We start from the raw sequence: 25,769 nt of genomic DNA, 5'->3' as shown, positions 1-25,769 counted from the left end.
GTTTTGCTTTGTCTGGGATTGTGTCGGAGGGCCGCGCCCGGAGCAGCGGTGAGCTGCGCAAGCCCTCCCCTACGGCGGCCCGCCCAACTTGAGGGTCAGTCGCTGGCCTGATCCAGGCGCTGGACGAGGTCGACGCCGATGTCCGTGATCATCCACCCCGCCCGTCCGCGCTCGGCCAGGCCAAGATCGGTAAGCGCACGGGCGTCGCTGATATTGATCCAATCGACGTCTTCGCCGGACCGCTTGCGCGAGAGATTCCTCAGCGCCTTCATCTGACCGGACGGCAGCGTCATAGAACCACCGCCACGTTCGCCGAACCCGCCAGGATCAGCCGGTCGAACTCCGCGACTTCCCGCTTGAGCGTCGCGATGGCCGAGGCGCTGACGTCGACGGCGTTCGAGCGGACGTACAGCGTCCCCCCCTCGAAGCGGGCGAGCTGGTTTCGAAGGAGGTCGCGCAGATAGCGCCAGCGTTGCTGAATTTCGGCGGGAGTTTGCATTTGGGTTCCTGCGCCATCGGGGCGATCGGAAGACAGATAGACCTCGTCCATCAGCCGGTCAGATCGCGAAGCCATGTTCGCCCGAGATCCGGATCTGGCAGGCGTGGCCCTGACCCATGCGCTCTCGCGCGCGTTTCGCGGCTGACGCCTTGGCGATGTCCTTGTCCGCCGATGCGCCGAAATAGACGCCGGCCTCCTCCGCGGCCCAAAGGCCTTCATTGCGGCGGACCGTGATGACGATGCGTTCGCCGAGAGACTTGTTCATGAATGTCCTTGAATGCGAGCGAGCGAAAAGACTGGAACGCGGTTGTGGCCACGGGTTGTGCGTCAAGACGCGTCCGAGACCTGGACCGCGTGGGCGGCTGGGTTAGCGGCGGGCTTGGCGCGCAGCGTACTTGGCGTCACGCTTGGCCTTGGCGTCAGCGGCGCTGAGAACCTTGCGTTCCTTGCGGGCGCCACGCTTGGCGGCCAGAGCTTCGGCTTCGAGGGCGGCCTGCGCTTGAACGGCGGCCTCTTGCGCCTCGGCGATCGCCTGCTTGGCGTCGGCGCGCGTCTGCAGGCGCGCCGCCCGGACCGCGTTGAGCTCCACCGCCCGCAAGGCCTCACGCTGCGCAAACAGCGGGTCGGTGACCGTCGCCTTGGGGCGCAGCTTGGCGATCAGCAGCGCCTTGGCGGCTGCGGCGGTTTCGAGGCGCGTGGAGAATTTCGTATCGTAGGTCGAGATCATGAAACCTTCGGAGACTTGTGCGCAGGCTTGCCTATCTGCTGAAGGCCCAGCCTGGGCTGGCGCTCACCCGGGCGGACGAAGACGCCCGTGAGCCGGAATAAAGAAAAGGGCCGGTAGCGTGTGCTGCCCGGCCCCTTCTTGTCGCTATGCTGCGGTCAACTGCCCGGCGGACATCTTGCCGCTGCGTTGGTCGCGTTCGAGCTCGTAGTTGAGCTTCTGGCCTTCATCAATCGAACCCAGGCCTGAGCGCTCGACGGCCGAGATGTGGACGAACGCGTCCGCAGAGCCATCGCTGGGTTGAATGAAGCCAAAGCCCTTGGCGGCGTTGAACCACTTTACGGTGCCGGTAGCCATGTTTGTATCTTTCAGATGTGGTGACGCGAGGCCTCAAACAGGCCCTACGATCAAATTGTCGGAGAGGTTCTTGGTAGGCCCGAAGCTCGATCCGAAGAGCAAGCGTGGAGAGCGACCGAGCCAGTGCGATATTCAATAAAACAATGATGACCTAGAAATAGGTTTTCCGCAATTGTTTTGTTTTCGAGCCCAATTTTCGATAAGTATTTTTGCCGAATTCGGCGCGAATTTTACCGCGACATTCCATTCAACAGCGCGAAATATATCAGTATTTGCCGTCGAAATTGAGACCTAAGACCGGGTGATTTTTCACCGCCAACCCGGCCACGGGTGCCGTCGTCTCGCGCTAAGCGATCGAGCCTCGCGCCAAGCTTTCAAACCCGCCGCGGCGCAGGTCGCGGCGGGGCTCGCCTTGTCTGGGCCCCGCCCGACGACCCGGGTCAACGGAACGCCCGGCGTCGCGCCTTGCCAAACCCACGCAATTGCCCCATTGCCCCCTGTTACAGAATAACAGGCAGGGGGAGCCCTCAGGATCGCGCGCTGAACCCGCGCGGAAACGCTCGCCCTGGTTCTTGCGAGTGCGTTGGACATGCGTTTCCCCTCCCGCCGGCTGACGGCGCTTCTCTTCGCCTCCGCCGTCGTCGCGCCTGGCGCGGCCCTCGCCCAGCGTGTCGGCGACAACGCCGTCGCCGGAGCCGAGGACGCCTTCGGCGCCAGCATCGGCAATGAGCGGGTCGGCCTCTACAGCGCCAGCGAGGTGCGGGGCTTTTCGCCGATCTCCGCCGGCAACATCCGGCTGGAGGGGCTCTATATGGACCGCCCGGCCAGCTTCACCGACCGTCTGGTGGCCAGCAATGTCGTGCGCGTGGGCCTGGCGGCGCAGAACTACCTGTTCCCCGCTCCGACCGGCGTCGTCGATTTCCGCATCCGCCCGTCGGGCGACCAGCCGGTGCTCAGCGTGCTGGCGGGCTATGGCCCCCTGGGCGGCGGACGCCTGGAACTGGACGGCCAGCTGCCGGTCTCGGACACGCTCAGCCTGTTTGGCGGGGTGGCGGGCTTCGATGACGAGTACGGCAGCGGCGCGGACGCGGTCTACGCCTCCTACGCCCTGGGCGCGCGCTGGCGTCCGGCCCCCGGTGTCCAGATCCTGCCGTTCTGGAGCCGCGTCGACACCTGGAACCGCGAATCCGCGCCGATCTACGTGGCCGCGCCCGGCGTGCTGCCGCAAGAGGTCGCGCGCCGCCGCTATGTCGGCCCCAGCTGGGCCGATAACCGCAGTATCGCCACCAACAGCGGTGTTGTGGTCCAGGCGCCGCTACCGCGCGATCTTGGCTTGTCGCTGGGCCTGTTCCGCTCGGAGAACGACACGCGCGAGAACTACGCCCACGTCCTGACGGGAATCACCGCCGACGGTCTGGCGACGCGACGCATCAGCCGCGATCCCCGGCAGACCAGCGGCTCGACCAGCGGCGAGGCGCGAATCAGTCGCACCGTCGTGCGTGGCGATTTCTCCCACGGACTACACGCCTCGGTGCGCGGGCGGGCGCGCGATAGCCTTTATGGCGGCGGCGGCGCCTACAGCTACGGGGTCGTGCGGCTGGAAGATCCCGTCGACACGCCGCCGCCGAGCTTTGCCCTGGGCGCCCGCACCGCCGAAGAGGTCAAGCAGTGGACCGGCGGCGCGGCCTACGACCTGCGCTGGCGCGGTCGCGGCTCGCTGATGCTGGGCCTGCAGCGCACCGACTATCGCAAGACCGTGCGTCGCCCCGGCGCCGCGCCCGCCCTGACCCATGACAGCGCCTGGCTCTACAACGCCGCCGCCTCCTGGACCCTGACGCGCCAGCTGGCCCTCTATGGCAGCGTGACGCGCGGCCTGGAGGAAAGCGGCGTCGCGCCCGACAGCGCCGCCAACCGCACCCAGGCCCTGCCGGCCATCATGACCGACCAGTGGGACGCGGGCGTGCGCTGGGTCATGCCAGGCGACCTTCGGCTGGTCGCCGGCGCCTTCGACGTCCGGAAGCCCTATTTCGCCCCGGACGAGGTCAATGTGTTCCGCGAGATGGGCGCGGTGCGTCACCGCGGCCTGGAGGTCAGCCTGACGGGCGCGCCGGTCGAGGGCTTGAACCTCGTCGCCGGCGCGGTCCTGATGCGTCCGCGCGTCACCGGCGCGCCGGTCGCGCAAGGCCGCCTTGGCTCCAAGCCCGTGGGCCAGACGACCACCACGCTGACGCTCAGCGGAACCTGGTCGCTGCCGGTGAAGGGCCTGGCCCTGACCTTCGGCGCCAATCACCACGGCCGCCGGACGGCCGACCAGCTCAATCGCGTCTCGACCCCGGCCGCGACGATCTGGGACGCGGGGCTCCGCTACCGCTTCGACATGGGCAAGACCCCGGCCCTGCTGCGCCTGCAGGTCACCAACCTGACCGACGTCTTCGACTGGCGCGTGGTCAGCAGCGGAACCTACGACGTCAACGCGCCCCGCGCGGCGGCGCTGTTCCTGACGATGGATTTCTGAGGACGGGGGCGAAGGCCCAAATGGGCCGATCTCACCAGCGAATGCCAGGAAGGTCGGGCTTGCGGAGGGACGCCGGCGACGGGTCCCGACCCCGTACAGAGTTCGCACATTCCAGTTTTGAAGCAACCTTCGGGTGAATATGCTAGTGAGGCTTCTCTTTCGCGAGCAATGCTCAGGGCGTTACAATGCTTCAGCCAAACGACGGCTCCCGCAATTGGACGGCTATAATTGGCTTGGCTTTCGTCATAGCCGTTTTAGCGATCGTGTTATGGCAATCCGCCAACGGTCAGGACGTGACGATTGGGGTTAAGGGGATTGGCCAAATGCCCGTCGCTTCGACCTCTCCCGCCCAATAACCCCCCATTGCGGAACTACATTCCGTCGTCATCCCGCGCTTTATGCGCGGGATGACGGAGTTCTGGATTGAATCTGAGGTCCGCCCTGCCCCCTTCTGTGAAGTTGGCCTCGTCCGCTTTCACGTGACGAACCGCTGTAACGACACACCACGACGAAAAGCCCGCCAGGATCGCTCCTGGCGGGCTTTGTATCGTTCAGCCTTGAAAGGCTTGAAGGCTTAGGCGGCCTGAGCGGCGGCCTTGGCCTTGGCCTTCACCTGGGCCTTGATCTTCAGGGCGCGCGGCGACAGCTGCTCGTCCTTGGCGCCCAGCAGGAAGGTGTCCAGGCCGCCCTTGAAGTCGAGCGTGCGCAGGGCCGCGTTGCTGATGCGCAGCTTGAAGCTCTGGCCCAGCGACTCCGACTGGAGCGTGGCGGGCGACAGAGCCGGCAGGAAGCGGCGCTTGGTCTTGATGTTCGAGTGGCTCACATTGTGGCCGACCATCGGACCGATACCGGTAAGTTCGCAACGGCGCGACATGGTGGTTACCTTGGCTTGGGCGAAGCCCCGCCCTCTTGAGAAGAGCCTGGCCCGCTAAGATATGAATTCGGACACGCGAGCCGGACAAGCTGGCCGCGCGAGAGCGGGCGATATAGGCGAAGGCCCGCCCCCGAGTCAAGGCTGGTCTAGGCTTGAGCGGCCCATCCGCCTTCACGGTCGCGAAGGAACCCGAACAGCCCGCACCGCCTTCAAGCACGGTTCATCTGGCGCCTTATATAGAAGCCGCATGAAGGAGACCCGCCCAATGCGTTCGACCACCCTCGCCGCCTCCGCCCTGGCCCTCGTCGCTGGCGTCGCCGTGGCGGGATTGAGCCTGGCCCAGCCGATGGCGGACGCTCCGAGTCGCGTCGCGACGCCCACCGCCGCGAAGACGACGATTCTCCCCGGCCACTGGGAATACGACTATCGGATCGGCCCGATCCCGGCCGGCAGCGAGACCCGCTGCCTCAAGCCGGCCGATGTCGAGCAGTTCTCGCGCGGCATCTGCACCCGCAAGTACCGCTGCGACTACACCACCAATGTGGTCCAGAACGGCAAGATCCGGCTGAAGGGCGCCTGGACCGACAAGAAGGACCGCGTCGCGCCGGTCACGGCCGAGGGCAGCTACACGCCCGAGAGCTTCAAGCTGAACATCAACATGAAGACCATCAACGGCCTGCCGCTGGCCGGAACCATGACCGCCAAGCGCCTGTCGGCCGAGTGCCTGCCGGACCAGACTGCGGCGAAATAGCCGGGCGCGCTGAAACCGATTTGTGGTTAATGCGGTTTAAGCTACCATAGCTAGTAGGGAACAAACACCGAATTGGCGAACGTCGCTGATTCGGTCCTGATTCGTTTCGCCCCTGTTCGAAAGAACGTTAGCGGGCGTTAAGCGGTGTCTCAGCGTTTTCGACGCACCAGCCTGAGATAGCCGGAACGCTGTGACCTATAGGATAGGTCGCAAACGCACAGCGGGGCTGCGAACAGACGTTGGCGGCTTTAGGGCGGGCAAATCCTCCGCCTAGCGGGGGAGGTGTCGGCGGAGCCGACGGAGGGGGAAGTTGGGCAAGCTCTGAGCGTCTTCCCCCTCCGGCCTTCGGCCTCCTCCCCCCCTGGGGGGAGGATTTGCGTCTTCGGCGCCGACGTTCGCCGGGGAGGTCGAGTTTTTGGCTCCCTGCGTCCTTCGAGGCTCGCCTGCGGCTCACGCCTCAGGATGAGGAACACGGCTGCTGAACCCCTCATCCTGAGGTGCGCGCTCCTGAGCGCGCCTCGAAGGACGCAGGGACGCCCCCTACCCGCCGCGCGGCGGGGCCACCGAGAACTGCAGGTCAAACAGGGTCGGCGCGGCGCTGGTCCGCGCCTTCTCGATCGTCAGCAGGCGGGCCTTGGTCTGGCTGCCGCCGGGCGCCGAGAAACCGCCCATGCCGCCCGAAGACGCCAGCACCCGGTGGCACGGCACCACGATCGGCCAGGGATTCTCGCCCAGGGCCTTGCCCACGGCCCGCGCCGCGCCCGGCTCGCCCATCGCCCGCGCCACTTCGCCATAGGTCGAGGTGTCGCCTGGGGTGATGGCCCGGGCGATCGCGTAGACCCGCAGATTGAAGGCGCTCTGCCCCTCGACGTCCAAGACGATGTCGGCCAGGTCGTCGCGGCCGCCGGCCAGCAGGTCGCGGATGCGATCGATGACGGTCTCGACCTCCGGCGGCGGCTCGCCCTCCACCGCGTCGGGGAAGCGCTTGCGCAGCCGGGCCCAGGCCGCGCCGGGCGTGGTCTCGGGCAATTGCACGCCAATCAGGCCGCGCGCGCCCCAGGCCAGGCCGCAGCGACCGATCACGGTGTCGAAAAGGGTAAAACCCTGCGTGGTCATGCCAAAAAACTAGCAGGCCTGTTGCGACTTGGCAGGAGCACGCCGTACGTTTTCCAAATCTTGCTGTTCTCGGAGAACGCCCGTGCGTCGCCTCGCCTCCACCGCCTTCGCCGCCGCCCTGCTGGCCGCCACCTCGCTCGGCTCGGCCTGGGCCGGCGACCTGCTGATCCATGGCGGTCCGATCCACACCGGCGTCGAGGCCGCGCCCAAGGCCGAGGCGGTGCTGATCCGCGACGACAGGATCCTGTTCGTCGGCCCGCTGGCCGCCGCCAAGGCCAAGGCCGCCAAGGATGTCCGCGCCATCGACCTGAAGGGGGCGGCGGCCTATCCGGGCTTTGTCGACGCCCACGCCCACCTGACGGGCGTCGGCCTGCGCGAGCTGACCCTGAACCTCGACCAGGTCAAGTCGGTCGCCGAACTGGTGGCGGCGGTGAAGGCCTATGCGGCCGCCCATCCCGAGGGCCCGATCTCGGGTCGGGGCTGGATCGAGACCCATTGGCCCGAGAAGCGCTTCCCCACCAAGGCGGATCTGGACGCCGCCGCGCCGGGACGGATCGTGGTGCTGGGCCGCTCGGACGGTCACGCCAGCGTGGCCTCCAGCGCCGCCCTGGCCAAGGCGGGGATCACGGCGGCCACCGTCCCGCCCCCCGGCGGCGATATCCTCAAAGGTCCTGACGGCCAGCCCGACGGCATGTTGATCGACTACGCCCAGGCCCTGGTGCGGAACGTCATTCCGCCGCCGAACGAGGCCCTCAAGCGCGAGGCCCTGCGCAAGGCCGGCCAGCTCTACGCCGCGCGCGGCTGGACGGGCATGGCCAATATGAGCGTCATGGCCGAGGACCTTTCCCTGCTGCGCGACGAGGCGGCGAAGGGGACCTTCCACATCCGCATCGACAACTACATGGACCCCAGCGGCGCCGAGGAGGTGCTGACCAAGGGGCCGCAGACCGACGCCACCGGCCTGATCCGGGTGCAGGGCATCAAGCTCTATATGGACGGCGCCCTGGGCTCGCGCGGCGCGGCCCTGCTGGAGCCCTATAGCGACGCCGACACGCTTGGCCTGCAACTGACCCAGCCCGAGCAGGGTCTGGCGCTGATGAAGCGGGCCAAGGCCGCCGGCGCCCAGGTCGCCATGCACGCCATCGGCGATCGCGGCAACCGCCTGGTGCTGGACTGGTTCGAGCAGAGCCTGGGCGCCGAGGCCAAGGCCGCGCGCTGGCGCAACGAGCATTCGCAGATCGTCGCCGACACCGACGTGCCGCGCTTCGCCAAGCTGGGGATCATCGCCTCGATGCAGCCCAGCCACGCGATCGGCGACCTCTTCTTCGCCCCGGCGCGCCTGGGCAAGGCCCGCCTGCACGAGGGCTATCGCTGGGCCGACTTCCTGAAGGCCGGCGTCGTGGTGGCGGCGGGCTCGGACGCCCCGGTCGAGGTCGGCGATCCGCGCATCGAGTTCTACGCCGCCGTCTATCGCCACAGCCTGGACGGTTTCGCCAACGCCGACTGGCATCTCGACCAGGCCGTCAGCCGGGCGGAAGCCCTGAAGATGCTGACCCTGGCCCCCGCCTACGCCGTGTTCCGCGAAAAGGAGCTGGGCACCCTGGAAGCCGGCAAGAAGGCCGACATCACCGCCTTCGACCGCGACCTGATGACCGTGGAGCCCAAGGCCATCCTGACCGCAGAGCCGGTGCTGACGGTGGTGAACGGCAAGGTGGTGTTCTCGAAGTAGCCGCCGGCTCTCAAGGCTTGGTAGGTTCGCCCCCCGGCGGGGACGCCGGCTGGGGGGCGTACTTGCAGACGCTGGCCTTGCGCTTGCTCATCAGGGCGCGAACCCACTCGCTCATGTCCTCGCCCGGCGCGAAGGTCGGGGGATTGGGATAGACCAACTGCAAGACGCTGCCGTTCTCCAGGTCCGCCGTCTTCAAGGACGGGGCCTTGGGGTCTTCGACCTCAAGGGGATCGATGACGGCGATCTTCAGCGCCGGGTCCCGTAGCTTCAGGCGCTCGACCGTGCCCAGGAAGCCGGCGCTGTGGAAGTTTCCGTTCAGATGCAGCACCTTGCTGCCAGGGTGCGCCTTGAGCGCCAGATGGATCGACTCGGCCATGGTGTCGTCGCGAGCGGTCTGGCCGGCCAGGCTCCGCTCGGCCTTGAGCAGGGCCTCGGGCGACTGGCTGGCGCCGCCGCCGTGGGCCGCCGCGCCGGCCTGGAAGCGCATGTACTTGGCGCGATAGGCGCCGGTTCCGGGATTGAGGTCGCGCGCCACCCAGGCGCGCTCTTCCGGCGTGAAGCGCGCTAGGATCTCTGGTCCCCACTGGCCGATGCAGACGACGGCCCAGGTCGGCGCTTCAGCGGCGATCACATGCAGGCCGCGCGTCCGAGCGTACTCGACCAGAGGCCGGTAGGCGGTGGGGTAGTTGTCCCAGGCCCGCCCCTTCTCCTTCAACGCGTTCTCACCGACCTTGCCCGCGAGATAGGCGTCCAGAACCGGCTGGGTGTCGCGCTCGAACTGCTCAAGCGAAAGAATGTAGCGCGGATGCCGCTCCACCAGCGCCCGGAACAGCCTCTGCTGCTGCAGGTGGACGCCCGGGTGACGGTGGCTCTCGCCAAAGAACACGACGTCGTAGGTCGACAGCATCTTAGCCATCTCGGCGAAACTGGCCACGCGAGGCTGACCCGTGCGCACGTCCTTCAGCACGAAGGCGGTGTCGTAGAAGTCCGCCAGCCCTTGCGACAGCTGATGGCGATCCCCGACGGCCTTCAGGGACGGCGCCGGCTGGGCCAGGGCGGCGGGCGCGGCGAAGGTGAGCGCCGCCAGCGCAGCCAAACTCGCGCGGACGGCGCGAGGGGATCTGGAAGCTTTCGGCATGGCGTTCCTTCACGCGACGAGGGCGAACGCGCGGAAGGCTAAAGCCCTTTGCCTCCGGATGGAAACATCCAGAGCGCTTGCAAGTCCCGGAACGCCGGCTTCTACAGCCTGTGACGCGCGGACGGCGTTGGCTCAAGAACGCTGATCAGGCGGCGCGGTCACGCACCAGCGCGGCCTGAAGCTCGGCGATCATGATCGGCTTCTGGACGACGCCGTCCATGCCCGCGGCGTTGTAGGTCTCGACCTGGTGCGGCATGGCGTTGGCGGTCAGCGCGACGATCCGCGTGGCGGGAAGGCCGCGCTCGGCTTCCAGCCGGCGGATCTCCAGCGTGGCGTCGACGCCGTTCTTCAGAGGCATCTGGATGTCCATCAGCACCAGATCCCAGGCGCCCGTGCTCCAGGCCCGCACCACCGCCTCGCCGTCGGCCACGATCACCGGATCGATCCCCAGCGCATTAAGGACCGTCCGCACGACGCGCTGATTGGCCTCGTTGTCCTCGGCGACAAGCACGCGCAACGCCGCGTCCTGGCCGGCGGCGGGCTCGGCCGCGCTGTCGCGGCCCATCGGCAAGGCGACGGTGAACACACTGCCGCGTCCGACCTCGCTCTTAGCCTCAAGCCGGCCGCCCATCAGGCCCACCAGGCGGTGGCAGATGCTCAGACCCACCCCGGCGCCGCCGATGGCGCGGGTCGACGCCGCGTCGGCCTGGGTGAACGCTTCGAACAGGCGGGGCAGCGTCTCGGCGTCGATCCCCATGCCCGTATCGGTGACCGACAGGATGAGCTCGCCATCATGCGCCGACGCCTTGACGCGCACATGGCCGGCCGATGTGAACTTCAGGGCGTTGGCGACCAGATGGTAGAGAATCTGGTGCAGCCGTCGCGCATCGCCCAGCCAGCGACCGGCGGCGTGCGGGTCGATCTCGGTGTCGAGCGCAACGCCCTTGTCCTCGGCCATGAGCACGGCCGCATCGCAGGCCTCGCCCACGGTCGTCGCCAGGTCGAACGGCTTGCTCTCCAGCCGGATGGCGCCGCGCTCCAGGTCCGAAAGGTCGAGAATCTCGTTGAGCAGCATCAGCAGCACCGAGCCCGAGCTCATGATCAGCTCGACGCGTTCGCGCTGGGAGGGAACCATCGGTTCGCGCAGCAGCGACTGGCTCATCCCCAGAACGCCGTTCAGGGGCGTGCGCAGCTCGTGGCTCATATTGGCCAGGAACTGCTCCTTGAGGCGGTTGGCGCCTTCGGCGGCCTCTCGCGCCAGCGTCGCCTCGCGCAGCGCGCTCTTCAGATCGGCGTCGTAGCTCTCCAGCGTCGCCAGCAGGTGATTGAAGCGATGGGTCAACAGGCCCAGCTCGTCGTCGCGGGCCACAGGAACCCGGGCTCTGAAATCCTTGGAGGTGGCGGCTTCATCGACAGCCTTCACCAGAGCGCTCAGCGGCGCCAAGGCCTGGCGGGTCAGGCGCCGGGCCATCAGGCCGGCCCCCACCAGGGCCGCGGCGGAGAGGAAGAGCGCGATGGCGATATTGACGAAGCGCGAGATCAGCAGGTCCTGGCCATCGACCATCAGTGCGATGGCGCCGACCTGTTCGCCGTCCACTCGGATCGGCGCGAAGGCCTCGAGCTGAAGGCCGCGATAGTGGAACTCCGGCGCCGTCACGGGCTTCACCGGCGGCGGGCCGAAGGTCGCGCCCTGGCTTGAAAACCGGACCTCGCGCCCGCCCTTCGGCGCGTAGGCGACCGCGACCTTGCGATCGCTGGCGGCGATGAGCTCTCGGATGGTGTCGACCGCCGCGACCTCCTCGCGGGCGACATGGGCGTGCGCGGACCGCGCCAGCGCATCGGCCATGACCAGGGTTTCGTGGGCCAGGGCCTCGCGATCCACCCGCCAGTTCCGCCACTGATAGACCGAGAAGGCGGCGAACAGGGCGACAATGGTCGACAGCAACGCCACGCCGACAATCTGCGCCTCAAGACGGCGCTTGCCGCGTGGCAAGGAGTCGGCGGGCGCGCCCACAGTCATTCGTTCGAATCCGGCAATTAGAACCAAGCCACACTGTGTGGGCGGCAAGACTGAACAAAGAGATGAACTCTGGCCGGGTGCGACGACAGGTCGCGGGTGGCCGCGCGCCACCCGCCTCACCGCCCCCGCGCTTGCCCCGCCCCGATTCCCGCCCCACTTTCGGGGCATGAGCGACCGTTCGACCGGCCTGGCCCCGTCAAAGCTGACTGCGGTCCTGGGGCCGACCAACACCGGCAAGACGCACCTGGCGGTCGAGCGGATGCTGGGCCATGCCTCGGGCATGATCGGCCTGCCGCTGCGCCTGTTGGCCCGCGAGATCTACGACCGCGTCGTCAAGCTGCGCGGCAAGGCGGCTGTGGCGCTGATCACCGGCGAGGAAAAGATCGTCCCGGCTCGCGCGGCCTATTTCGTCTGCACGGTCGAGGCCATGCCGCTGGGCCGCGAGGTCGAGTTCCTGGCCGTCGACGAGATCCAGCTGTGCGCCGATCCCGAGCGCGGCCACATCTTCACCCACCGCCTGCTGCACGCGCGCGGCAAGTTCGAGACCATGTTCCTGGGCGCAGGGACCATGGCCCCGCTGGTTCGCCGCCTGTTGCCGGACGCCGAGATCGTCAGCCGCGAGCGGTTTTCCAACCTCTCCTACGCCGGCTCCAAGAAGCTGACCCGCCTGCCGCGCCGCACGGCCATCGTCGCCTTCTCGACCGGCGCGGTCTACGCCATCGCCGAGCTGATACGCCGCCAACGCGGCGGCGCGGCCGTCGTCATGGGATCCTTGAGCCCCCGCACCCGCAACGCCCAGGTGGCGCTCTATCAGTCCGGCGAGGTCGACTTCCTGGTGGCCACCGACGCCATCGGCATGGGCCTGAACATGGATGTCGACCACGTGGCCTTCGCGGGCCTTCGCAAGTTCGACGGCAAGCGCACCCGCTGGCTCTATCCGCAGGAGGTCGGCCAGATCGCCGGCCGTGCGGGCCGCTACACCCGCGACGGCACGTTCGGGGTCACCAGCGACTGCGAGGAGATCGACGAGGACCTGGTCGAGGCCGTCGAAAGCCACACCTTCGAGCCGATCACCCAGGCCGAATGGCGCAACGCTCGCCTCGACTTCGGCTCGCTGCCGGGCCTCTTGCGCTCGCTGGCCGAGACGCCCCAGCGCGGCGCGCTCAAGCTGTCGGACGAGGCGCTGGACGAGCGCACCCTGCGGGCCCTGGCCCAGCAGGAGGACGTGATCAAGCGCTGCAAGGCCGACCGCTCGGCCCTGATCCGCCTGTGGGAAGTCTGCCAGACCCCGGACTTCCGCAAGACCACCGACGACGACCACCAGCGCATGGCCCGCACCCTGTTCGACGACCTGACCACGGGCCGCAAGCGCCTGCCCGAGGATTGGGTGGGCGGCCAGTTCAAGGCGCTGGACCGCACCGACGGCGAGATCGACAGCCTGGCCGCGCGGCTGTCGGGCGTGCGCACGCTCAGCTATATCGCCAACCGCCCCGACTGGGTGGCCAATCCCGCCCACTGGCAGGGCCTGACCCGCCAGTTGGAAGACCGGATCAGCGACACCCTGCACGAAAAGCTGATGGCCCGGTTCATCGACCGGCGCACCAGCGTGCTCCTTAAGCAACTGGGCGAGCGCGAGACGCTCTATGCTGGCGTTGGCCAGGACGGCGAGGTGACGGTCGAGGGCCATGTGGTCGGCCACCTGTCGGGCGTGGCCTTCACCCCGGCCAAGGGCGCCTCGCCGCTGGAGGAAAAGGCCCTGCGCAACGCCGCCCAGCGCGCGGTCGGCCCCGAGATCGCCCGGCGCCTGGGCCTGTTGGCCAGCGAGGCCGACGACGCCTTCGCCCTGACGCCCGACGGCGCGATCCTGTGGCGCGGCGAGGTGGCCGGGGCCGTGCGCCGCGACCTGCCCCTGCTGTCGCCGCGCGCTCGCCTGCTGGGCGAGCTTGGCCCCGCCGCCGTGCGCGAGCGGGCCGAGCGGCGGCTGGACGCCTTCCTGGCCGGCGAGGTCGACCGCCATCTGGCCCCGCTGCGCAAGCTGGAGCGCGCTCTGGCCGGCGGCGAACTGCGTGGCCTGCCGAGGGGCGTCGCCCACCGGCTGCTGGAGGCCGGCGGGGTGCTGGACAAGCGCCCGGTCGATCCGGAGCTGAAGGCGCTGAGCCAGGCCGAGCGTCGGGCGCTCAAGAGCCTGGGCGTGCGGATCGGCGCGTTCAGCCTGTTCTGTCCGGGTGTGCTGCGCGCCGAGGCCATCGCCTGCGCGCGGGCGCTCAATCCCGCCGGCTGGCGCGGGGCCCTGACGACGCTGGAGACGCTGCCCTCGCCCGAGCCCAGCGCGCGCGAGCTGTCGGCCAGCGGCCTGCGCGCGGTGGCGGGCTTCAGCGTTCCGGTGGAGCAGTTGGAAAAGCTGGACGCCCTGCTGCGCACCGCCCAGCAACACGGGGGCGTGGTGCTGACCGAGGCGGCGCTCGCCGATCTTGGCTGGACCGACAAGCAGGCCGCCGCCGTGCTGCGCGCGCTGGACTACACGCCGGCCATCCGCGCCAAGCCCGACCAGCCGATCGTCTGGAAACGACGCGGCGCGGCCAAGCTGGAGCAGAAGCCCGTCAAGGCCCGCCCCGACTCGCCGTTCGCGGCGCTCGCCAAGCTGACCGAGCCGCCGCCTCCGCCCGCGCGCCGCAAGAAGCCGCGTCGCCGCAAGTCGGCGGCGGCCAAGGCGCCGAAACAGGCCGCGTCATGACGGCCTACGACGATGCGATCAACGATGCGGTCCGGGCCGATGTCTGGCTGTGGCGGGCGCGGTTCTTCAAGACCCGCTCGCTGGCCGCCCGGTTCGTCGAGGAAGGCCGCATCCGCCTGACCCGCGCGGGGACCGAGAGCCGCATCGACAAGCCCTCGCGCACGGTCAAGCCCGGCGACGTGCTGGTGTTTGGCCTGGCCGGCCGGGTGATCGCGGTTCGGGTGCTGGACTGCGGCGAGCGCAGAGGCCCGGCGACCGAGGCGCGGGGGCTTTACGAGGCGGTGGAGTAGCGCGGCAAATCCTCTCCCTAGGGGAGAGGTGTCGGCGCAGCCGACGGAGAGGGAAGAGGCAAGCGCTCAAGCACTTCCCCCTCCGGCCTTCGGCCGCCTCCCCCGCTAGGGGGAGGATTGAGATCTACCCCCCAACCCCCTTCAGAAACCCCGCCACCTCACCGGCCGGCATGGGGCGGCCGAAGTGGTAGCCCTGGACCTGATCGCAGCCGTAGCGCGCCAGGGCTTCCAGTTGCTCGGCGTCCTCGACGCCCTCGGCCACCACCTTCATGCCCATGGAGGAGCCCAGCGTGATCACCGCTTTCACGATGGCCTCGTCCTCGCCGTTCTGGACGAAGGACTTGTCGATCTTCAGGCGATCAATCGGGAACTGGCGCAGATTGGCCAGGCTGGCGTAGCCGGTGCCGAAGTCGTCCAGCGCGATCATCACCCCCGCCTCGTGCAGGCGGCGCACCGTCTCGCTGACCAGGTCCGAGCCCCAGCCCATATAGACGTTCTCGGTCACCTCGATGGTCAGGCGCTCGCAGGGGACGTGCCAGCGCGCCAGGCGCTCCTGGATCTCTTCGGCCAGACGGCCGCTGCGGAACTGGGCCGAGCTGATGTTGACGGCCACGCGGCCAAAGTCGACGCCCTCGTCCAGCCAGGCGCGCATCTGCTTCAGCGCCGCCTCGAACGCCACGTCGCCAAGCTTCAAAGACAGGTCCTGATCCTCGAACGCAGCCATGAAGCGGGCCGGGGTCAGCACGCCCTGCTCGGGGTGCACCCAGCGCATCAGGGCCTCGAAGCCGGCGACCTTGTTCTCGCGGATGTCGACCACCGGCTGGTAGTAGAGGGTGAACTCGCCCCCGGTCAGCGCCGCGCGGACGTCGCGCAGCAGCTCCAGGCGCTGCTCGACCTCGGACCGCATCGACGGCTCGAACACGATGCTGCGGTTCCGTCCCGCCTCCTTGGCCCGGTAGAGGGCGATGTCGGCGTTCTTGATCATATGGGCCGGGTCGGCGTCGGGATCGCCGTGCAGGGCCGCGCCGATGCTGGCGCTGGCGGTGAAGCTGCGCCCGCCGTGCTGGATCGGGCGCCGCAACAGATCCTGCAGCGCCTCGATCGGCCGGATCATGTCGGCCTCGCTGTGCAGCCCCCGCAGGATCACCGCGAACTCGTCGCCGCCCAGGCGCGCGACGGTGTCGCCGGCCCGGAAGGCGTGCTGCAGCATGCCCGCCAGACGCTTGAGCAGAGCATCGCCGGCGTCGTGGCCCAGGGTGTCGTTGATGTCCTTGAAGTGATCGACGTCGATCATGATCAGGCCGAACATCTCGCCCAGCGTCTCCGACGCCGCCACCGCCTCCTGGAAGCGGTGCTGGAACAGGGTCCGGTTGGGCAGGCCCGTCAGCGGGTCCTTGAAGGCCAGGGTCTCGATCGCCTCGGTCTGGCGGCGGCGGTCGGTGATGTCCTTGAACAGGTTCACCAGCTTCTCGGGCTGACCGTCCTGGCCGATGAACACCTTGCCGACCGAGCGCACCCAGGTTTCGACCCCGTCGTCGCGCTTGAGCTTGAACTCGAAGACCCGCGCCTCGCCCAGCCTGCGGCTGGCCACCAGATCGGCGCAGCGCTGGCGGTCCTCGGGATGGACGATCTCGAGCGGGTCCTCCTTGAACGTGCAGTACTTCTGCAGTTCGGGGGCGTGGCCGGAAAAGTAGGTTTGCCGGGTCCGCAGGTCGTATTCGCGCACCAGAAGATCGTCGAGCTCCAGCGCCATGGTCAGCCGCTGGCGGTCGCGCTCGGCGCGCAGCACGCTTTCGGCGTAGCCGGTGACGTCCCGCGCGGTGACCATCACCGCATAGGTCGCATCGCCCTCGCGACAGGCGCTGAACTCGGTGCGCCAGACCCGCTGAACGCCCGCCTCGTCCGTCACCGGAAGATAGCGCGAGAAGGCCAGACCTTCCTCGGCGCAGGCCAGCAGGGCGGCCGCATCCTGGGATGTGACCAGACCGCCGGCGGCCGCCTCGCCGCCAATCGCCAGGTCCGGCGCAATCCCCTGCGCGGCCCAATCACGGCTCACCGCGACCAGCGACAGGTCGCGATCCAGCAGCGCGGCCGCGAACGGCATCTCTCGGATAAACTCGCCGAACGCCCGCGCCCGCGCCCTGCCCAGGGCGCGTTCACCGTGTTCGACCTTCACCTCTCGTCGGACAGCCAAGGCTTCAATCTTCATAAAGTCGGATTCCCGACATTGTTTTTATTGGGCGTTTCCCAGGCGGCATAATTCCGTTCGTTCGATAAGAAATGGTTTTCACGCGGGTAACCGATTGTCGCGGAGGCGGCATGGCGCCGCCGGGCCGCCGCCCCAGAAATGCGCGCGCTCTGGCGCGGCGATCAGAATTCCTGAGCCAATACGAGAGTAAGCCGCATTGACAAGCGGCCCCCAGACTTCGAAAACGCGCCCGCCGAACTCCGCCCGATCTCAACCGAGTTTTCGATGACCTACATCGTCACCGACGCCTGCGTCCGCTGCAAGTTCATGGACTGCGTGGAGGTGTGTCCGGTCGATTGCTTCTACGAAGGCGAGAACTTCCTCGTCATCAATCCCGATGAGTGCATCGATTGCGGCGTCTGCGAACCCGAATGCCCGGTCGACGCCATCAAGCCGGACACCGAGGACGAGGCCGACGGCAAGTGGCTGAAGATCAACGCCGACTATGCCAAGGTTTGGCCGAACATCACGGTCAAGGGCGAGCCGCCCGCTGACCGCGAGGATTTCGAGCGCGAGACCGGCAAGTACGAGAAGTACTTCAGCGAAAAACCCGGCAAGGGCTCCTGATCCCCACGCGATTTCTCAAGCGCCAAGCTTGACCGCCCCGCGAAAGCTTGGCGACGCCTTTCCGCGCGCCAGGACGCAACCCTTTCAAGGGGCTTAATTTTATGCTATTGTCTTCGACGACGTGACAGCCGCGCTCGTTCGCGACGGTCCGTCTTGTCGAAGAAGCCGTTTCAGAAAACCCATTTGAACCGGCCCGCCCGATCGAAGGCGAAGGGTGTCTTAGAGGTCTATTCCAAATCCTGACAGGCTTAGCCCCGCGTTCCGTATTCCGCGGAGCGGGAACCTGTCGCCTTTGGTTTGGGAATGATGACGGCGTTCGGACCCCGCGGGTCCGTATTGAAGAGGACGAACATGAGCAAGACTGGTCTGGAATTCTCGGTCGGCGATCACGTCGTTTATCCCGCGCACGGCGTGGGCAGCATTCAGGCGATCGAGACCCAGGAAGTGGCCGGCATGTCGCTCGAAGTCTACGTCATCACCTTCGACCACGAAAAAATGACCCTGCGCGTCCCGACCAAGAAGGCCAAGACGGCCGGCCTGCGTCCGCTGGCCGAAGGCGGCACGGTCAGCCAGGCGCTGACCACCCTGAAGGGCCGCGCCCGCGTGAAGCGCACCATGTGGTCGCGCCGCGCCCAGGAATACGAAGCCAAGATCAATTCGGGCGACCTGATCTCGATCGCCGAGGTGGTCCGCGACCTGCACCGCGCCGAAAACCAGCCGGAACAATCCTATTCGGAACGCCAGCTGTATGAATCGGCCCTGGACCGCATGGCCCGCGAAGTCGCCGCCATCGAGCGCATCGACCGCGAAGCCGCCATCGGCATCCTGACCAAGTCGCTGGTCAAGGCCGCCTAATCTAGGCTCTGCCAACGATTTAGAAGACGCCCTCCGCCCAGCGGAGGGCGTTTTTGTTTGACCGCTCCCTCAGATCGCGACGGAACGCTGCGCGCCCGCCACGGCCTGGATCAGTTGGGCGGCGGTGATCGGCTTGCGCACCAGGCCATCGAAGATGTCGGACAGCTGGAAGTCCATGTCGGCCGAGAACGCCAGGATTGGGGCTCCCTGGTTGGGCCCAGGTTCGGCGCGGATGGCGCGTGTGGCGTCCAGCCCATCCAGCACCGGCATGCGGATATCCATCAGAATCAGATCGAAGGCCTGAACGCGCGCGGCCTCCACCGCCTGCTGCCCATCACGCGCCTCGACCACCTCGGCGTCGAACACCCCGAGGATCGCGCGCGTCATCTCACGATTGAGCGCGTTGTCGTCGGCCAGCAGGATGCGGCCGCCCGACCGCACGGGCTCAAAGATCGGCTCGGGCGCCGGGCCGGCGTCCTCGTCCCGAAGCGGTCCTGAGGCCGGGATCGCGAACCAGAAGGTGCTGCCCTCGCCCGGCTTGCTGCTGGCGCCGATGCGCCCGCCCATGGCCTCAACCAGACCCTTGCTGATCACCAGCCCCAGCCCCGAACCGCCGCGTGAGCGCGCGCGCGCGGATTCGATCTGCGAGAAGCGCTTGAACAGATGCGCCTGATCGGCGGGATCGATGCCGATGCCGGTGTCCTTCACCGCGATGAACAGCTCTTCCAGTTCGCCGCGCCAAATCACCTCGATCGTGATCGATCCGATGTCGGTGTAGCGGATGGCGTTACCGATCAGATTGATCAGCACCTGCCGCACGCGGTCAGGATCGATCATCAGGACGCGCGGCGGCGGGTCGACCATGCGCACGCCGATCTGAAGGCTCTTCTCGGCCGCGTGCAGGGCGAACATCCGGACCGTATCGTCCAGGAGCGGCGCCACGGCGCAGGGGGCCAGATGCGCCTGCACCTGCCCCGTCTCCAACTTGGACATCTCCAGGACGTCGTTGATGACCGACAGCAGGGCTTTGCCCGCCGTGGAGATCCGGCCGACATAGTCCCGCGCCAGTCCGGGCAGATCATCGAGCCCCTCGACCAGGGCGGCGAACCCGATCACCGCCGTCAGGGGCGTGCGCAGTTCGTGGCTCATATTGGCCAGGAACGCCGACCGGGCCTCCAGCGCCTGCTCGGCCCTCGCCTGTTCGGCGGCCAGCTCGTCCCGCGCGCGCTTGTATTCGCTGATGTCGCGCAGAACGCCCTCGATGCGTCCCGCCACACGGTTGAACACCGGACGCCCCTGCAGCCAGATCCAGTGACCGTCCTTGTGCAGCGCCCGCGCTTCGAGCGTGGGCGGCAGGGCGTCGGGATCCATCAGCACCGAACCAAAGCCTTTGACCAGGCGCGGCAGATCGTCGGGATGGGTCAGCTTGGCGGCCTTGCGCCCAAGCAGTTCCGCCTCGGTATATCCCAGCACCGCCTCGACGGCGGCGCTGACGAAGAGGATGTTGCCGCGCCGGTCGACCTCGATGACGATGTCGCGCGTGGCCTTGGCCAGATCCTGGAAACGCGACTCGGTCTTGGCCAGGCTTTGCTGGGCGGCGACCAGATCGCTGACGTCCACCGTGGTGCCGGACATCGCGATCGGGCGCCCGTCTTCGCCGAAGTCGAACTCGAAACTGCCGACGATATGGCGCACTTCGCCGTCCAGCCGGATGATGCGGTCCATGCGATTGCGTGACGGCTCTCCCGTCCGCAGATGCTCGTCGACCCAAGCGCGCGCCGCCGGACGGTCCTCGGGGTGGAAGCGGCTCAGCACCGCGCCCAGCGAGACGGTCTCGTCCTGGGTCCAGCCGTAGATTTCGCGGAAGCGCGGCGACAGATAGACGTCGTTGGTCACCAGATCCACGCGCCAGAACGCGACCTGGGCCACCTGTTCGGCCAGCATGGCGCGTTGCTGGGTTTCGCGCGCGGCCTCACGCGCCTGCCGCGCCTCTTCTTCCAGCCGCATGCTGGCGTCGATGTCGCGGGTGACGGCCACCAGTTCAGACGGCGCGCCGCGCTCGTCTCTCACCAGGCTGAGATGGCTCTCCAGCCAGACATAGCGGCCGTCCTTCCTGCGCCCGCGATACCGCACGCTGCACTGTTCAGCGCCCGCGCGCATCCGCTGGTAGACCTCGTAGACCGCCGGCGTGTCATCGGGGTGATAGAACGCCTTGAACCCCGCCTCGAGCATCTCCTCGGCGGTCCACCCCATCATCCGTTCGACCGCCGGGGAGACATAGTGGTCGGTTCCCGAGAGCCGGTGACGGCTGATCACGTCCCCGGCCTGTTCGGTCAACAGGCGGAAGAAGGCCTCGCTGGCCCTCAAGGCGTCGATATCTTGCGGAAACGGCGTCGGCATCGCCCGCACATCGCCCCGGAAAACCTGAACAACCACGTTATATTGGCGGGTTGCGACAATGCGTCGCGGCGCGGCGGTCCGATCACCGCGCCATGACCTGTGATTACTCAACCTCGACCTGAAGCGTCGCCGCCCCCAGTGTTTGATTGCTCGGCCTGTTCGAAGCGGGCTAGCTGAGCGCTGGCGCAGGCATCGAGGCGAAGCAGCATGACCCCAGCGACCGATCCGCCCGGCCGCGATGTCGCCGCCGGCGGCGTCGTGACCCGCTTTCTGGCCTCGGCGCCGCCCTGGCTGTTCGCGCTCTACGGAGGCCTGGCGTCGTTCGCGGTCTATTTCGCGATGTTCGGCTATCGCAAGCCCTTTACGGCGGCGGCCTACGCCCAGACCGAGGGCTGGCCGTTCGCGTTCGACTTCAAGATCGCGCTCGTGATCGCCCAGGTCGCTGGCTACGCCACGGCCAAGTTCATCGGCGTCAAGGTGATCTCCGAGATGCAGGCCGGCCGACGGGCCGTGACCATCCTGGCCCTGATCTTCGGAGCCGAGCTGTCGCTGCTGCTGTTTGGAACCGTGCCCACGGTGATCGGCCCCCTGGCGATGTACCTGAACGGCCTGTGCCTGGGCATGATCTGGGGCCTGGTGTTCGGCTTTCTGGAGGGCCGCCGCCTGACGGAAGTGCTGGGGGCGATGCTGTGCGCCAGCTTCATCCTGTCGTCGGGCGTGGCCAAGTCGGTGGGCAAGATGCTGCTGCTGGCGAACATCGACGAGAAATGGATGCCGTTCGTCTCGGGCCTGATCTTCGCGCCCTTGATGCTGGTGGCGGTGCTGGCCCTGGCTCAGCTGCCGCCGCCCACGCCGGCCGACGAGGCCGAGCGGGTCAAGCGCGCGCCGATGAACGCCAAGGACCGCGCGGCCCTGTTCGCCGCCCACGCCCCGGCCCTGATCCTGCTGATCGCCGTCTACATGATCCTGACGGCCCTGCGCGACTTCCGCGACAACTTCTCGGCCGAGATCTGGGCCGAGCTTGGCTTCAAGAACGCCGCCGCGATCTTCACCCTGTCGGAGCTTCCCGTCGCGGCCATCGTGCTCTTAGGCCTGGCCGCGCTGATGGGCGTCAAGGACAACCGCCGGGCCGTGGCCTTCAACCTGGGCTTCGTGGCCCTGGGCTTCGTGCTGCTGGGCGCCTCGACCCTGGCCTATCAGTTGCAGTGGCTGGGTCCCGTCTGGTGGATGGTGCTGGCCGGGGCGGGCCTCTACATGGGCTACACGCCGTTCAACGCCATGCTGTTCGACCGCATGATCGCCGCCACGGGCAAGATCGGCACGGCGGGCTTCCTGATCTATGTCGCCGACTCGTTTGGCTATATCGGCAGCATCTCGCTTTTGCTGGTGAAGTCGTTCGCCAAGCTCGACATCGCCTGGGGACAGTTCCTGGCGAACGGCGCGTACCTAGCCTGCGGCCTTGGCCTGATCGGCCTGTTCTTCGCCAACCGCCTGCTCAAGAGCCTCTAGAGCGTGACGCCGAAAGTGGGAACCGGTTTCGGCGCTAGTCACGCTCTAAGTGTTTGATTTAGAGCGCGACGCAGCCATCGTCGGGGTCTGGGCGGGTCATGCCTTGAGCCGGCCACGCTCCGAGGCCAGACTATGCGGGTCGGGGCCCCTTTTTGGAGTGAACCCTATGCGTATCCTGACCGTATCCGCCGCGCTCTGCGCGTTGCTGGTCGCCGGGCCCAGCCTGGCGGCGGAACCCAAGGCCGAACGCGCCTGTTTCCGCGCTTCAGACGTCAACGGCTTCAATGTCATCGACGATCAGACGGTCGACGTCTCGGTCAGTCCACGCAACGTCTACCGGCTAACCCTGTTCGCCCCCTCGCCCGACATCGACTGGACGATGAATCTGGGCATCCAGGCGCGTGGCGGCTCGTGGGTCTGCGCCGGGACGGACGCGACGATCATCGTGCCCGGCGATATCGGCATCCAGCGCTACCCGGTCACCCACATCCGCAAGCTGACGCCCGAAGAGATCCAGGCCAAGCGCAGCAAGCGCTGACCGGCCAGACCTCAGGCGCCGGACCTCAGGCGCCAGATCTCAGGCGAGGGCGGCGGCCATCGCCGGATCCGCGCCCCGGGCCAGGGTCTCGCGGCTCCTGGGCGAAACGATATCGGGCGTCACACCGGCGTCGGGCTGAGGCGTCAGGGGGAACGTCCCGATCAGGGGCAAGTCGACCTCGACGCCCGTCCGCGGCAGCCGCAGGAAGTAGAACGCCCCGCCATTGATGCCGCGTTGGTTGCCACCTGTCGTCTCGCCGATCAGCGCGCCCAGGCGCTCGCGACGCATCAGATTGGCGAACTGGAAGGTCGCCGAGCTGTTCTGCGGCCCGATCAGCACTCGCACCTGCCCGCCATAGCGCGGCCCCTTGGGCGCGATGACGCCGCCCTCGTCACCCCCCTGCTTGAGGGTGAAGAAGCGCTCATCAAGCGGCTGCGCGTCGGCGCCCCAGTCATCGAAGCTGCGATCCCAGGTGTCGAGATGGGGCCGAAGCGCGTCAGGGATCTTGCGGTAGCGGGTCAACCGGCGCTGGAAGGTCTTGCGCAACGGCGCGTCGATCAGGCGGGCGATGAGCGCATCGCCGCAGTCCAGCCCCCCTTCATTGTCGCGGATATCGATGATCAGGCGCGGAACGTTCTGGGTGATCAAGGCGTCGATCTCCCGGTCCAGCCAGCCGCGCCAATCCCACTTCGAATTATAGAGCCCCCAGGTGGGCATGGTCAGGATCGCCGCGTCGCCTTGCCGGCTCAGGGTCCAGAGGGGGGCGTCACCCCGGGCGTCCATGCGGGGCGGACGCTGGGCGCGACGCTGCTCCAGCGACACCGCCGGCGCGACCAGCGTCCGGCGACGCCCGTCAGCGCCCTCGACCACCGCCGTGTGGCGCGTTCGCGCGCCGAACAACAGCGGGTAGAAGACATCGAAGCTTTCATAGCCGTCCAGCCCCTGAACGGACATCAGGGCCCGGCGCTTGCCGTCATTGCCGCCGTCCGCTCGCGCCAAGGTGATCAGCGCCTCCAGGATGCGGCCCGCCGGAACGCCGTTGAAGCTGACAACCTCGTCGCCTCGCGACAGGCCAAGGCCCCACGGATCGGCGGTCACCACCATACGCTGGCCCAGCCAGACGAACTGGAACGGCACGCGATCGGCGCGCTCGAACAACGCCGCGCGGATCGGCCCGCGCTGATTGTAGAAGTTGGCGTAGGTATGGCCGCAGCGCACCGTCGTCAGCAGCCGCGACACATCCAGATAGAACCGCTCCAGGCTGACACGCCCCGCGCCTTGCAGCCGCTCGAAGCGACCCGCCATGACCTTCGCGGTGTTGTAGCGCAGCAGGCCGGGGTGCAGCGCCTCATAGGCCTGACGCAGCAGCCGCACATCCTCGGCAACCGCATCGGCGGGCAGGTCGGTGGGCGCGGCGAGCGGGGCGACGGCGAGGCCGGCGATCAGGCGGCGGCGATCAAGAGTCAGCGACATGAAGGGCTCAGGCCTGGAAGCTTTGGCACGTCGCGGCTTTCATCGCGTCGCTTGCGGCATGACGCCGAAGGCTCCGGCATGACAGTCAGCCCAAGTCCCAAAGACCTCATAGCAAAAAAAACATCGCGTACGCGGAACTTGAGTCATCCGTTCCCGCCAAGGCTCCGTATAGTGGGCATGTATGCGACAGGACACGCTCAGTCTCGATCTCGCGGCGGCTCACGCGTGAGCGCTGCACAGTATGACGGCGGCGCGCTGATTACGCGGATCGCGCAGTCGCAGGACCGCGCCGCGTTCGCCGAGCTGTTCGCCCACTATGCGCCCCGGGTGAAGACCCTGCTGGTGCGCAGCGGCTCCACGCCGTCGGCGGCCGAGGAGCTGGCCCAGGAGGTCATGCTCGCGGTCTGGCGCAAGGCCCACTATTTCGATCCCAAGCGCGCCTCGGCGGCCGCCTGGATCTTCACCATCGCCCGGAACCTGCGGATCGACAGCCTGCGTCGTGGCTCATCGGCCCTCTACGCGGTGGATCTGAACCTCGGTGCCGAAGAGCCCCCCCAACCCGACGCCATCCTCAGCGGCATGCAGGACGCCCAGATCGTCCGCTCCGCGATGCAAACCCTTAACCCCGACCAGTCCCAAGCAATCGAAATGGCTTTCTTCCAGGAACAGACCCACAGTCAGATCTCCGAAGCGCTGGGCGTGCCCCTGGGCACCGTCAAGGCCCGGATCCGCTTTGGCATGATGAAGCTGCGCGCCTTTATCGAGCGCGAGGCGGGAGTCGCGTCGTGAGCCTGCGTCGTCTCCCCAGTGAAGAGCGTCTGCTGGCCTACGCCGCCGGCACCCTGAGCCCGCCCGAAGCCGTGGTCGTGGCCACGCACCTGGCCCTGCGTCCCGAAACCCGCGTCTGGTCCGACCTTGGCCAGGCCGTCGGCGGCGGCGTGCTGGAGGACCTGGAGCCCAGCACCCTGGACGCCGGCGCGCTCGACAAGACCCTGGCCCTGCTGGACGCGCCCGCGCCCCCGGCGCCCATGCCGCACCCGGACCGGACCGACCCCACCCTGCCCGCGCCGCTGCGCGGTTTCGAGCTGGGCCCCTGGCGCTGGCTGGGTCCGGGCGTGCGGGTCCGCGACGTCCTGGGTCCGCGCGACGGCGACTGCCGGGTGATCCTGCTGAAGATCGCGCCGGGCCAGTCCACGCCGCGTCACACCCATGGCGGCGTCGAGCTGACCTGCGTGATCGAGGGCGCCTACGCCACCGAGAGCGGCGTGTTCGAGGAAGGCGACTTCGAGGAAGCCGACCCCAGCGTGCTGCACCAGCCGCGCGTGGTCTCCAGTAAGCCCTGCCTGTGCGTGGCGGCCCTGGACGGCCAGATCCAGCTGCCGGGCCGGATGGGCAAGCTGCTCGCGCCGTTCGTCAAGCTCTAGGCCAGACA

Annotated in this window: 23 protein-coding genes and 2 pseudogenes; 12 read left to right on the top strand and 13 right to left on the bottom strand. The window is 67.9% G+C overall.

Features of this window, described 5'->3' with window-relative positions:
* Positions 1–95: 95 nt before the first annotated feature.
* The 5 genes from CA606_RS03650 to CA606_RS03630 all read right to left on the bottom strand — a co-directional run bounded on the left by CA606_RS03650 (position 96) and on the right by CA606_RS03630 (position 1,580).
* Complete coding sequence (locus tag CA606_RS03650; RefSeq protein WP_096052345.1) at positions 96–293, bottom strand: hypothetical protein; 198 nt, start codon at positions 291–293, stop codon at positions 96–98.
* On the bottom strand, positions 290–550 hold the full coding sequence (locus CA606_RS03645) for a hypothetical protein (protein ID WP_096052346.1): 261 nt from the start codon (positions 548–550) through the stop codon (positions 290–292). The genes CA606_RS03650 and CA606_RS03645 overlap by 4 nt, the downstream gene beginning before the upstream one ends.
* 7 nt (positions 551–557) lie before the next feature.
* Positions 558–764 carry a hypothetical protein gene (locus CA606_RS03640; protein ID WP_096052347.1) on the bottom strand — a complete coding sequence of 69 codons (207 nt, stop codon included), beginning with the start codon at positions 762–764 and terminating at the stop codon, positions 558–560.
* Positions 765–866: 102 nt separating this feature from the next.
* Positions 867–1,226: a DUF6481 family protein gene (locus tag CA606_RS03635; RefSeq protein WP_181242767.1), complete on the bottom strand. Its 360-nt coding sequence runs from the start codon at positions 1,224–1,226 to the stop codon at positions 867–869.
* Positions 1,227–1,370: 144 nt separating this feature from the next.
* Entirely contained in the window at positions 1,371–1,580 is a 210-nt protein-coding gene (locus tag CA606_RS03630; protein WP_010918551.1) for a cold-shock protein, read from the bottom strand.
* Positions 1,581–2,169: 589 nt separating this feature from the next.
* Here CA606_RS03630 and CA606_RS03625 point away from each other — a divergent pair.
* Positions 2,170–4,095, top strand: coding sequence for a TonB-dependent receptor domain-containing protein (locus CA606_RS03625; RefSeq protein ID WP_096052349.1), 1,926 nt, complete (start codon positions 2,170–2,172; stop codon positions 4,093–4,095).
* 574 nt (positions 4,096–4,669) lie between these two features.
* Here the strand turns inward: CA606_RS03625 and rpmB are convergent.
* Complete coding sequence (gene rpmB, locus CA606_RS03620; protein WP_010918547.1) at positions 4,670–4,969, bottom strand: 50S ribosomal protein L28; 300 nt, start codon at positions 4,967–4,969, stop codon at positions 4,670–4,672.
* 265 nt (positions 4,970–5,234) lie between these two features.
* Here rpmB and CA606_RS03615 point away from each other — a divergent pair, with 265 nt between their 5' ends.
* The gene (locus CA606_RS03615; protein WP_096052350.1) at positions 5,235–5,720 is read left to right on the top strand and encodes a DUF3617 domain-containing protein; all 486 of its coding nucleotides are present in this window, start codon (positions 5,235–5,237) and stop codon (positions 5,718–5,720) included.
* Between the two features lie 254 nt (positions 5,721–5,974).
* Here CA606_RS03615 and CA606_RS20520 read toward each other — a convergent pair.
* Positions 5,975–6,087: pseudogene (locus tag CA606_RS20520) on the bottom strand (hypothetical protein); the annotation flags it as partial.
* A 22-nt stretch (positions 6,088–6,109) separates the two neighbouring features.
* Between CA606_RS20520 and CA606_RS20515 the strand changes: the two are divergent.
* Positions 6,110–6,202 (top strand): annotated as a pseudogene (locus tag CA606_RS20515) (hypothetical protein); the annotation flags it as partial.
* 58 nt (positions 6,203–6,260) lie between these two features.
* Here the strand turns inward: CA606_RS20515 and CA606_RS03610 are convergent.
* Complete coding sequence (locus tag CA606_RS03610; protein WP_096052351.1) at positions 6,261–6,836, bottom strand: methylated-DNA--[protein]-cysteine S-methyltransferase; 576 nt, start codon at positions 6,834–6,836, stop codon at positions 6,261–6,263.
* A gap of 82 nt (positions 6,837–6,918) precedes the next feature.
* On the opposite strand from CA606_RS03610, the gene CA606_RS03605 reads away from it, so the two are divergent.
* Positions 6,919–8,565, top strand: a complete 1,647-nt coding sequence (locus tag CA606_RS03605) for an amidohydrolase (protein ID WP_096052352.1) — start codon at positions 6,919–6,921, stop codon at positions 8,563–8,565.
* Between the two features lie 10 nt (positions 8,566–8,575).
* On the opposite strand, the gene CA606_RS03600 is transcribed toward CA606_RS03605, so the two are convergent.
* Positions 8,576–9,703, bottom strand: a complete 1,128-nt coding sequence (locus CA606_RS03600) for a ChaN family lipoprotein (protein ID WP_096052353.1) — start codon at positions 9,701–9,703, stop codon at positions 8,576–8,578.
* 145 nt (positions 9,704–9,848) lie between these two features.
* The gene (locus CA606_RS03595; protein WP_181242766.1) at positions 9,849–11,723 is read right to left on the bottom strand and encodes an ATP-binding protein; all 1,875 of its coding nucleotides are present in this window, start codon (positions 11,721–11,723) and stop codon (positions 9,849–9,851) included.
* A gap of 166 nt (positions 11,724–11,889) precedes the next feature.
* Here CA606_RS03595 and CA606_RS03590 point away from each other — a divergent pair, with 166 nt between their 5' ends.
* Both CA606_RS03590 and CA606_RS03585 read left to right on the top strand, forming a co-directional pair.
* Positions 11,890–14,457, top strand: coding sequence for a helicase-related protein (locus CA606_RS03590; protein WP_096052355.1), 2,568 nt, complete (start codon positions 11,890–11,892; stop codon positions 14,455–14,457).
* On the top strand, positions 14,454–14,747 hold the full coding sequence (locus CA606_RS03585; protein ID WP_096052356.1) for an RNA-binding S4 domain-containing protein: 294 nt from the start codon (positions 14,454–14,456) through the stop codon (positions 14,745–14,747). Before CA606_RS03590 ends, CA606_RS03585 begins: the two co-directional genes overlap by 4 nt.
* Positions 14,748–14,871: 124 nt before the next feature.
* Here CA606_RS03585 and CA606_RS03580 read toward each other — a convergent pair whose 3' ends face one another.
* Positions 14,872–16,956, bottom strand: coding sequence for a putative bifunctional diguanylate cyclase/phosphodiesterase (locus tag CA606_RS03580; protein ID WP_096052357.1), 2,085 nt, complete (start codon positions 16,954–16,956; stop codon positions 14,872–14,874).
* Positions 16,957–17,220: 264 nt separating this feature from the next.
* Here CA606_RS03580 and fdxA point away from each other — a divergent pair, with 264 nt between their 5' ends.
* Together fdxA and CA606_RS03570 are read left to right on the top strand one after the other, a co-directional pair.
* Positions 17,221–17,562: a ferredoxin FdxA gene (gene fdxA, locus CA606_RS03575; protein WP_096052358.1), complete on the top strand. Its 342-nt coding sequence runs from the start codon at positions 17,221–17,223 to the stop codon at positions 17,560–17,562.
* 351 nt (positions 17,563–17,913) lie between these two features.
* Positions 17,914–18,417 (top strand): CarD family transcriptional regulator, encoded by a 504-nt coding sequence (locus CA606_RS03570; RefSeq protein WP_024265581.1) that lies wholly within the window; start codon positions 17,914–17,916, stop codon positions 18,415–18,417.
* Positions 18,418–18,486: 69 nt separating this feature from the next.
* Here the strand turns inward: CA606_RS03570 and CA606_RS03565 are convergent, their stop codons facing one another.
* The gene (locus tag CA606_RS03565; protein ID WP_096052359.1) at positions 18,487–20,817 is read right to left on the bottom strand and encodes a PAS domain-containing hybrid sensor histidine kinase/response regulator; all 2,331 of its coding nucleotides are present in this window, start codon (positions 20,815–20,817) and stop codon (positions 18,487–18,489) included.
* Between the two features lie 207 nt (positions 20,818–21,024).
* Here CA606_RS03565 and CA606_RS03560 point away from each other — a divergent pair, with 207 nt between their 5' ends.
* Positions 21,025–22,326, top strand: coding sequence for a DUF5690 family protein (locus CA606_RS03560; RefSeq protein WP_096052360.1), 1,302 nt, complete (start codon positions 21,025–21,027; stop codon positions 22,324–22,326).
* 166 nt (positions 22,327–22,492) lie between these two features.
* On the top strand, positions 22,493–22,864 hold the full coding sequence (locus CA606_RS03555; protein ID WP_096052361.1) for a DUF6491 family protein: 372 nt from the start codon (positions 22,493–22,495) through the stop codon (positions 22,862–22,864).
* A 39-nt stretch (positions 22,865–22,903) separates the two neighbouring features.
* Here the strand turns inward: CA606_RS03555 and CA606_RS03550 are convergent, their stop codons facing one another.
* The gene (locus CA606_RS03550; RefSeq protein ID WP_096052362.1) at positions 22,904–24,337 is read right to left on the bottom strand and encodes a S41 family peptidase; all 1,434 of its coding nucleotides are present in this window, start codon (positions 24,335–24,337) and stop codon (positions 22,904–22,906) included.
* A gap of 171 nt (positions 24,338–24,508) precedes the next feature.
* On the opposite strand from CA606_RS03550, the gene CA606_RS03545 reads away from it, so the two are divergent.
* Both CA606_RS03545 and chrR read left to right on the top strand, forming a co-directional pair.
* Positions 24,509–25,126, top strand: coding sequence for a sigma-70 family RNA polymerase sigma factor (locus CA606_RS03545; protein ID WP_010918534.1), 618 nt, complete (start codon positions 24,509–24,511; stop codon positions 25,124–25,126).
* A complete protein-coding gene (chrR, locus tag CA606_RS03540) occupies positions 25,123–25,761 on the top strand; it encodes a cadmium/peroxide/UV radiation responsive anti-sigma factor ChrR (protein ID WP_096052363.1) in 639 nt (212 codons plus the stop codon). Before CA606_RS03545 ends, chrR begins: the two co-directional genes overlap by 4 nt.
* Positions 25,762–25,769: the final 8 nt, after the last annotated feature.

The organism is Caulobacter vibrioides (assembly GCF_002310375.3).
GTDB classification, from domain to species: domain Bacteria; phylum Pseudomonadota; class Alphaproteobacteria; order Caulobacterales; family Caulobacteraceae; genus Caulobacter; species Caulobacter vibrioides_D.
The sequence above is the reverse complement of the archived record's forward strand: the minus strand, read 5'-3'. Positions and strand labels throughout refer to the sequence as shown.

Excerpts from the sequence above, each read along its gene's own strand:
- CA606_RS03650 (WP_096052345.1), bottom strand. The coding sequence starts at position 293 with ATGACGCTGCCGTCCGGTCAGATGAAGGCGCTGAGGAATCTCTCGCGC.
- CA606_RS03645 (WP_096052346.1), bottom strand. The coding sequence starts at position 550 with ATGGACGAGGTCTATCTGTCTTCCGATCGCCCCGATGGCGCAGGAACC.
- CA606_RS03640 (WP_096052347.1), bottom strand. The coding sequence starts at position 764 with ATGAACAAGTCTCTCGGCGAACGCATCGTCATCACGGTCCGCCGCAAT.
- CA606_RS03635 (WP_181242767.1), bottom strand. The coding sequence starts at position 1,226 with ATGATCTCGACCTACGATACGAAATTCTCCACGCGCCTCGAAACCGCC.
- CA606_RS03630 (WP_010918551.1), bottom strand. The coding sequence starts at position 1,580 with ATGGCTACCGGCACCGTAAAGTGGTTCAACGCCGCCAAGGGCTTTGGC.
- CA606_RS03625 (WP_096052349.1), top strand. The coding sequence starts at position 2,170 with ATGCGTTTCCCCTCCCGCCGGCTGACGGCGCTTCTCTTCGCCTCCGCC.
- rpmB (WP_010918547.1), bottom strand. The coding sequence starts at position 4,969 with ATGTCGCGCCGTTGCGAACTTACCGGTATCGGTCCGATGGTCGGCCAC.
- CA606_RS03615 (WP_096052350.1), top strand. The coding sequence starts at position 5,235 with ATGCGTTCGACCACCCTCGCCGCCTCCGCCCTGGCCCTCGTCGCTGGC.
- CA606_RS03610 (WP_096052351.1), bottom strand. The coding sequence starts at position 6,836 with ATGACCACGCAGGGTTTTACCCTTTTCGACACCGTGATCGGTCGCTGC.
- CA606_RS03600 (WP_096052353.1), bottom strand. The coding sequence starts at position 9,703 with ATGCCGAAAGCTTCCAGATCCCCTCGCGCCGTCCGCGCGAGTTTGGCT.
- CA606_RS03595 (WP_181242766.1), bottom strand. The coding sequence starts at position 11,723 with ATGACTGTGGGCGCGCCCGCCGACTCCTTGCCACGCGGCAAGCGCCGT.
- CA606_RS03590 (WP_096052355.1), top strand. The coding sequence starts at position 11,890 with ATGAGCGACCGTTCGACCGGCCTGGCCCCGTCAAAGCTGACTGCGGTC.
- CA606_RS03585 (WP_096052356.1), top strand. The coding sequence starts at position 14,454 with ATGACGGCCTACGACGATGCGATCAACGATGCGGTCCGGGCCGATGTC.
- CA606_RS03580 (WP_096052357.1), bottom strand. The coding sequence starts at position 16,956 with ATGAAGATTGAAGCCTTGGCTGTCCGACGAGAGGTGAAGGTCGAACAC.
- fdxA (WP_096052358.1), top strand. The coding sequence starts at position 17,221 with ATGACCTACATCGTCACCGACGCCTGCGTCCGCTGCAAGTTCATGGAC.
- CA606_RS03570 (WP_024265581.1), top strand. The coding sequence starts at position 17,914 with ATGAGCAAGACTGGTCTGGAATTCTCGGTCGGCGATCACGTCGTTTAT.
- CA606_RS03565 (WP_096052359.1), bottom strand. The coding sequence starts at position 20,817 with ATGCCGACGCCGTTTCCGCAAGATATCGACGCCTTGAGGGCCAGCGAG.
- CA606_RS03560 (WP_096052360.1), top strand. The coding sequence starts at position 21,025 with ATGACCCCAGCGACCGATCCGCCCGGCCGCGATGTCGCCGCCGGCGGC.
- CA606_RS03555 (WP_096052361.1), top strand. The coding sequence starts at position 22,493 with ATGCGTATCCTGACCGTATCCGCCGCGCTCTGCGCGTTGCTGGTCGCC.
- CA606_RS03550 (WP_096052362.1), bottom strand. The coding sequence starts at position 24,337 with ATGTCGCTGACTCTTGATCGCCGCCGCCTGATCGCCGGCCTCGCCGTC.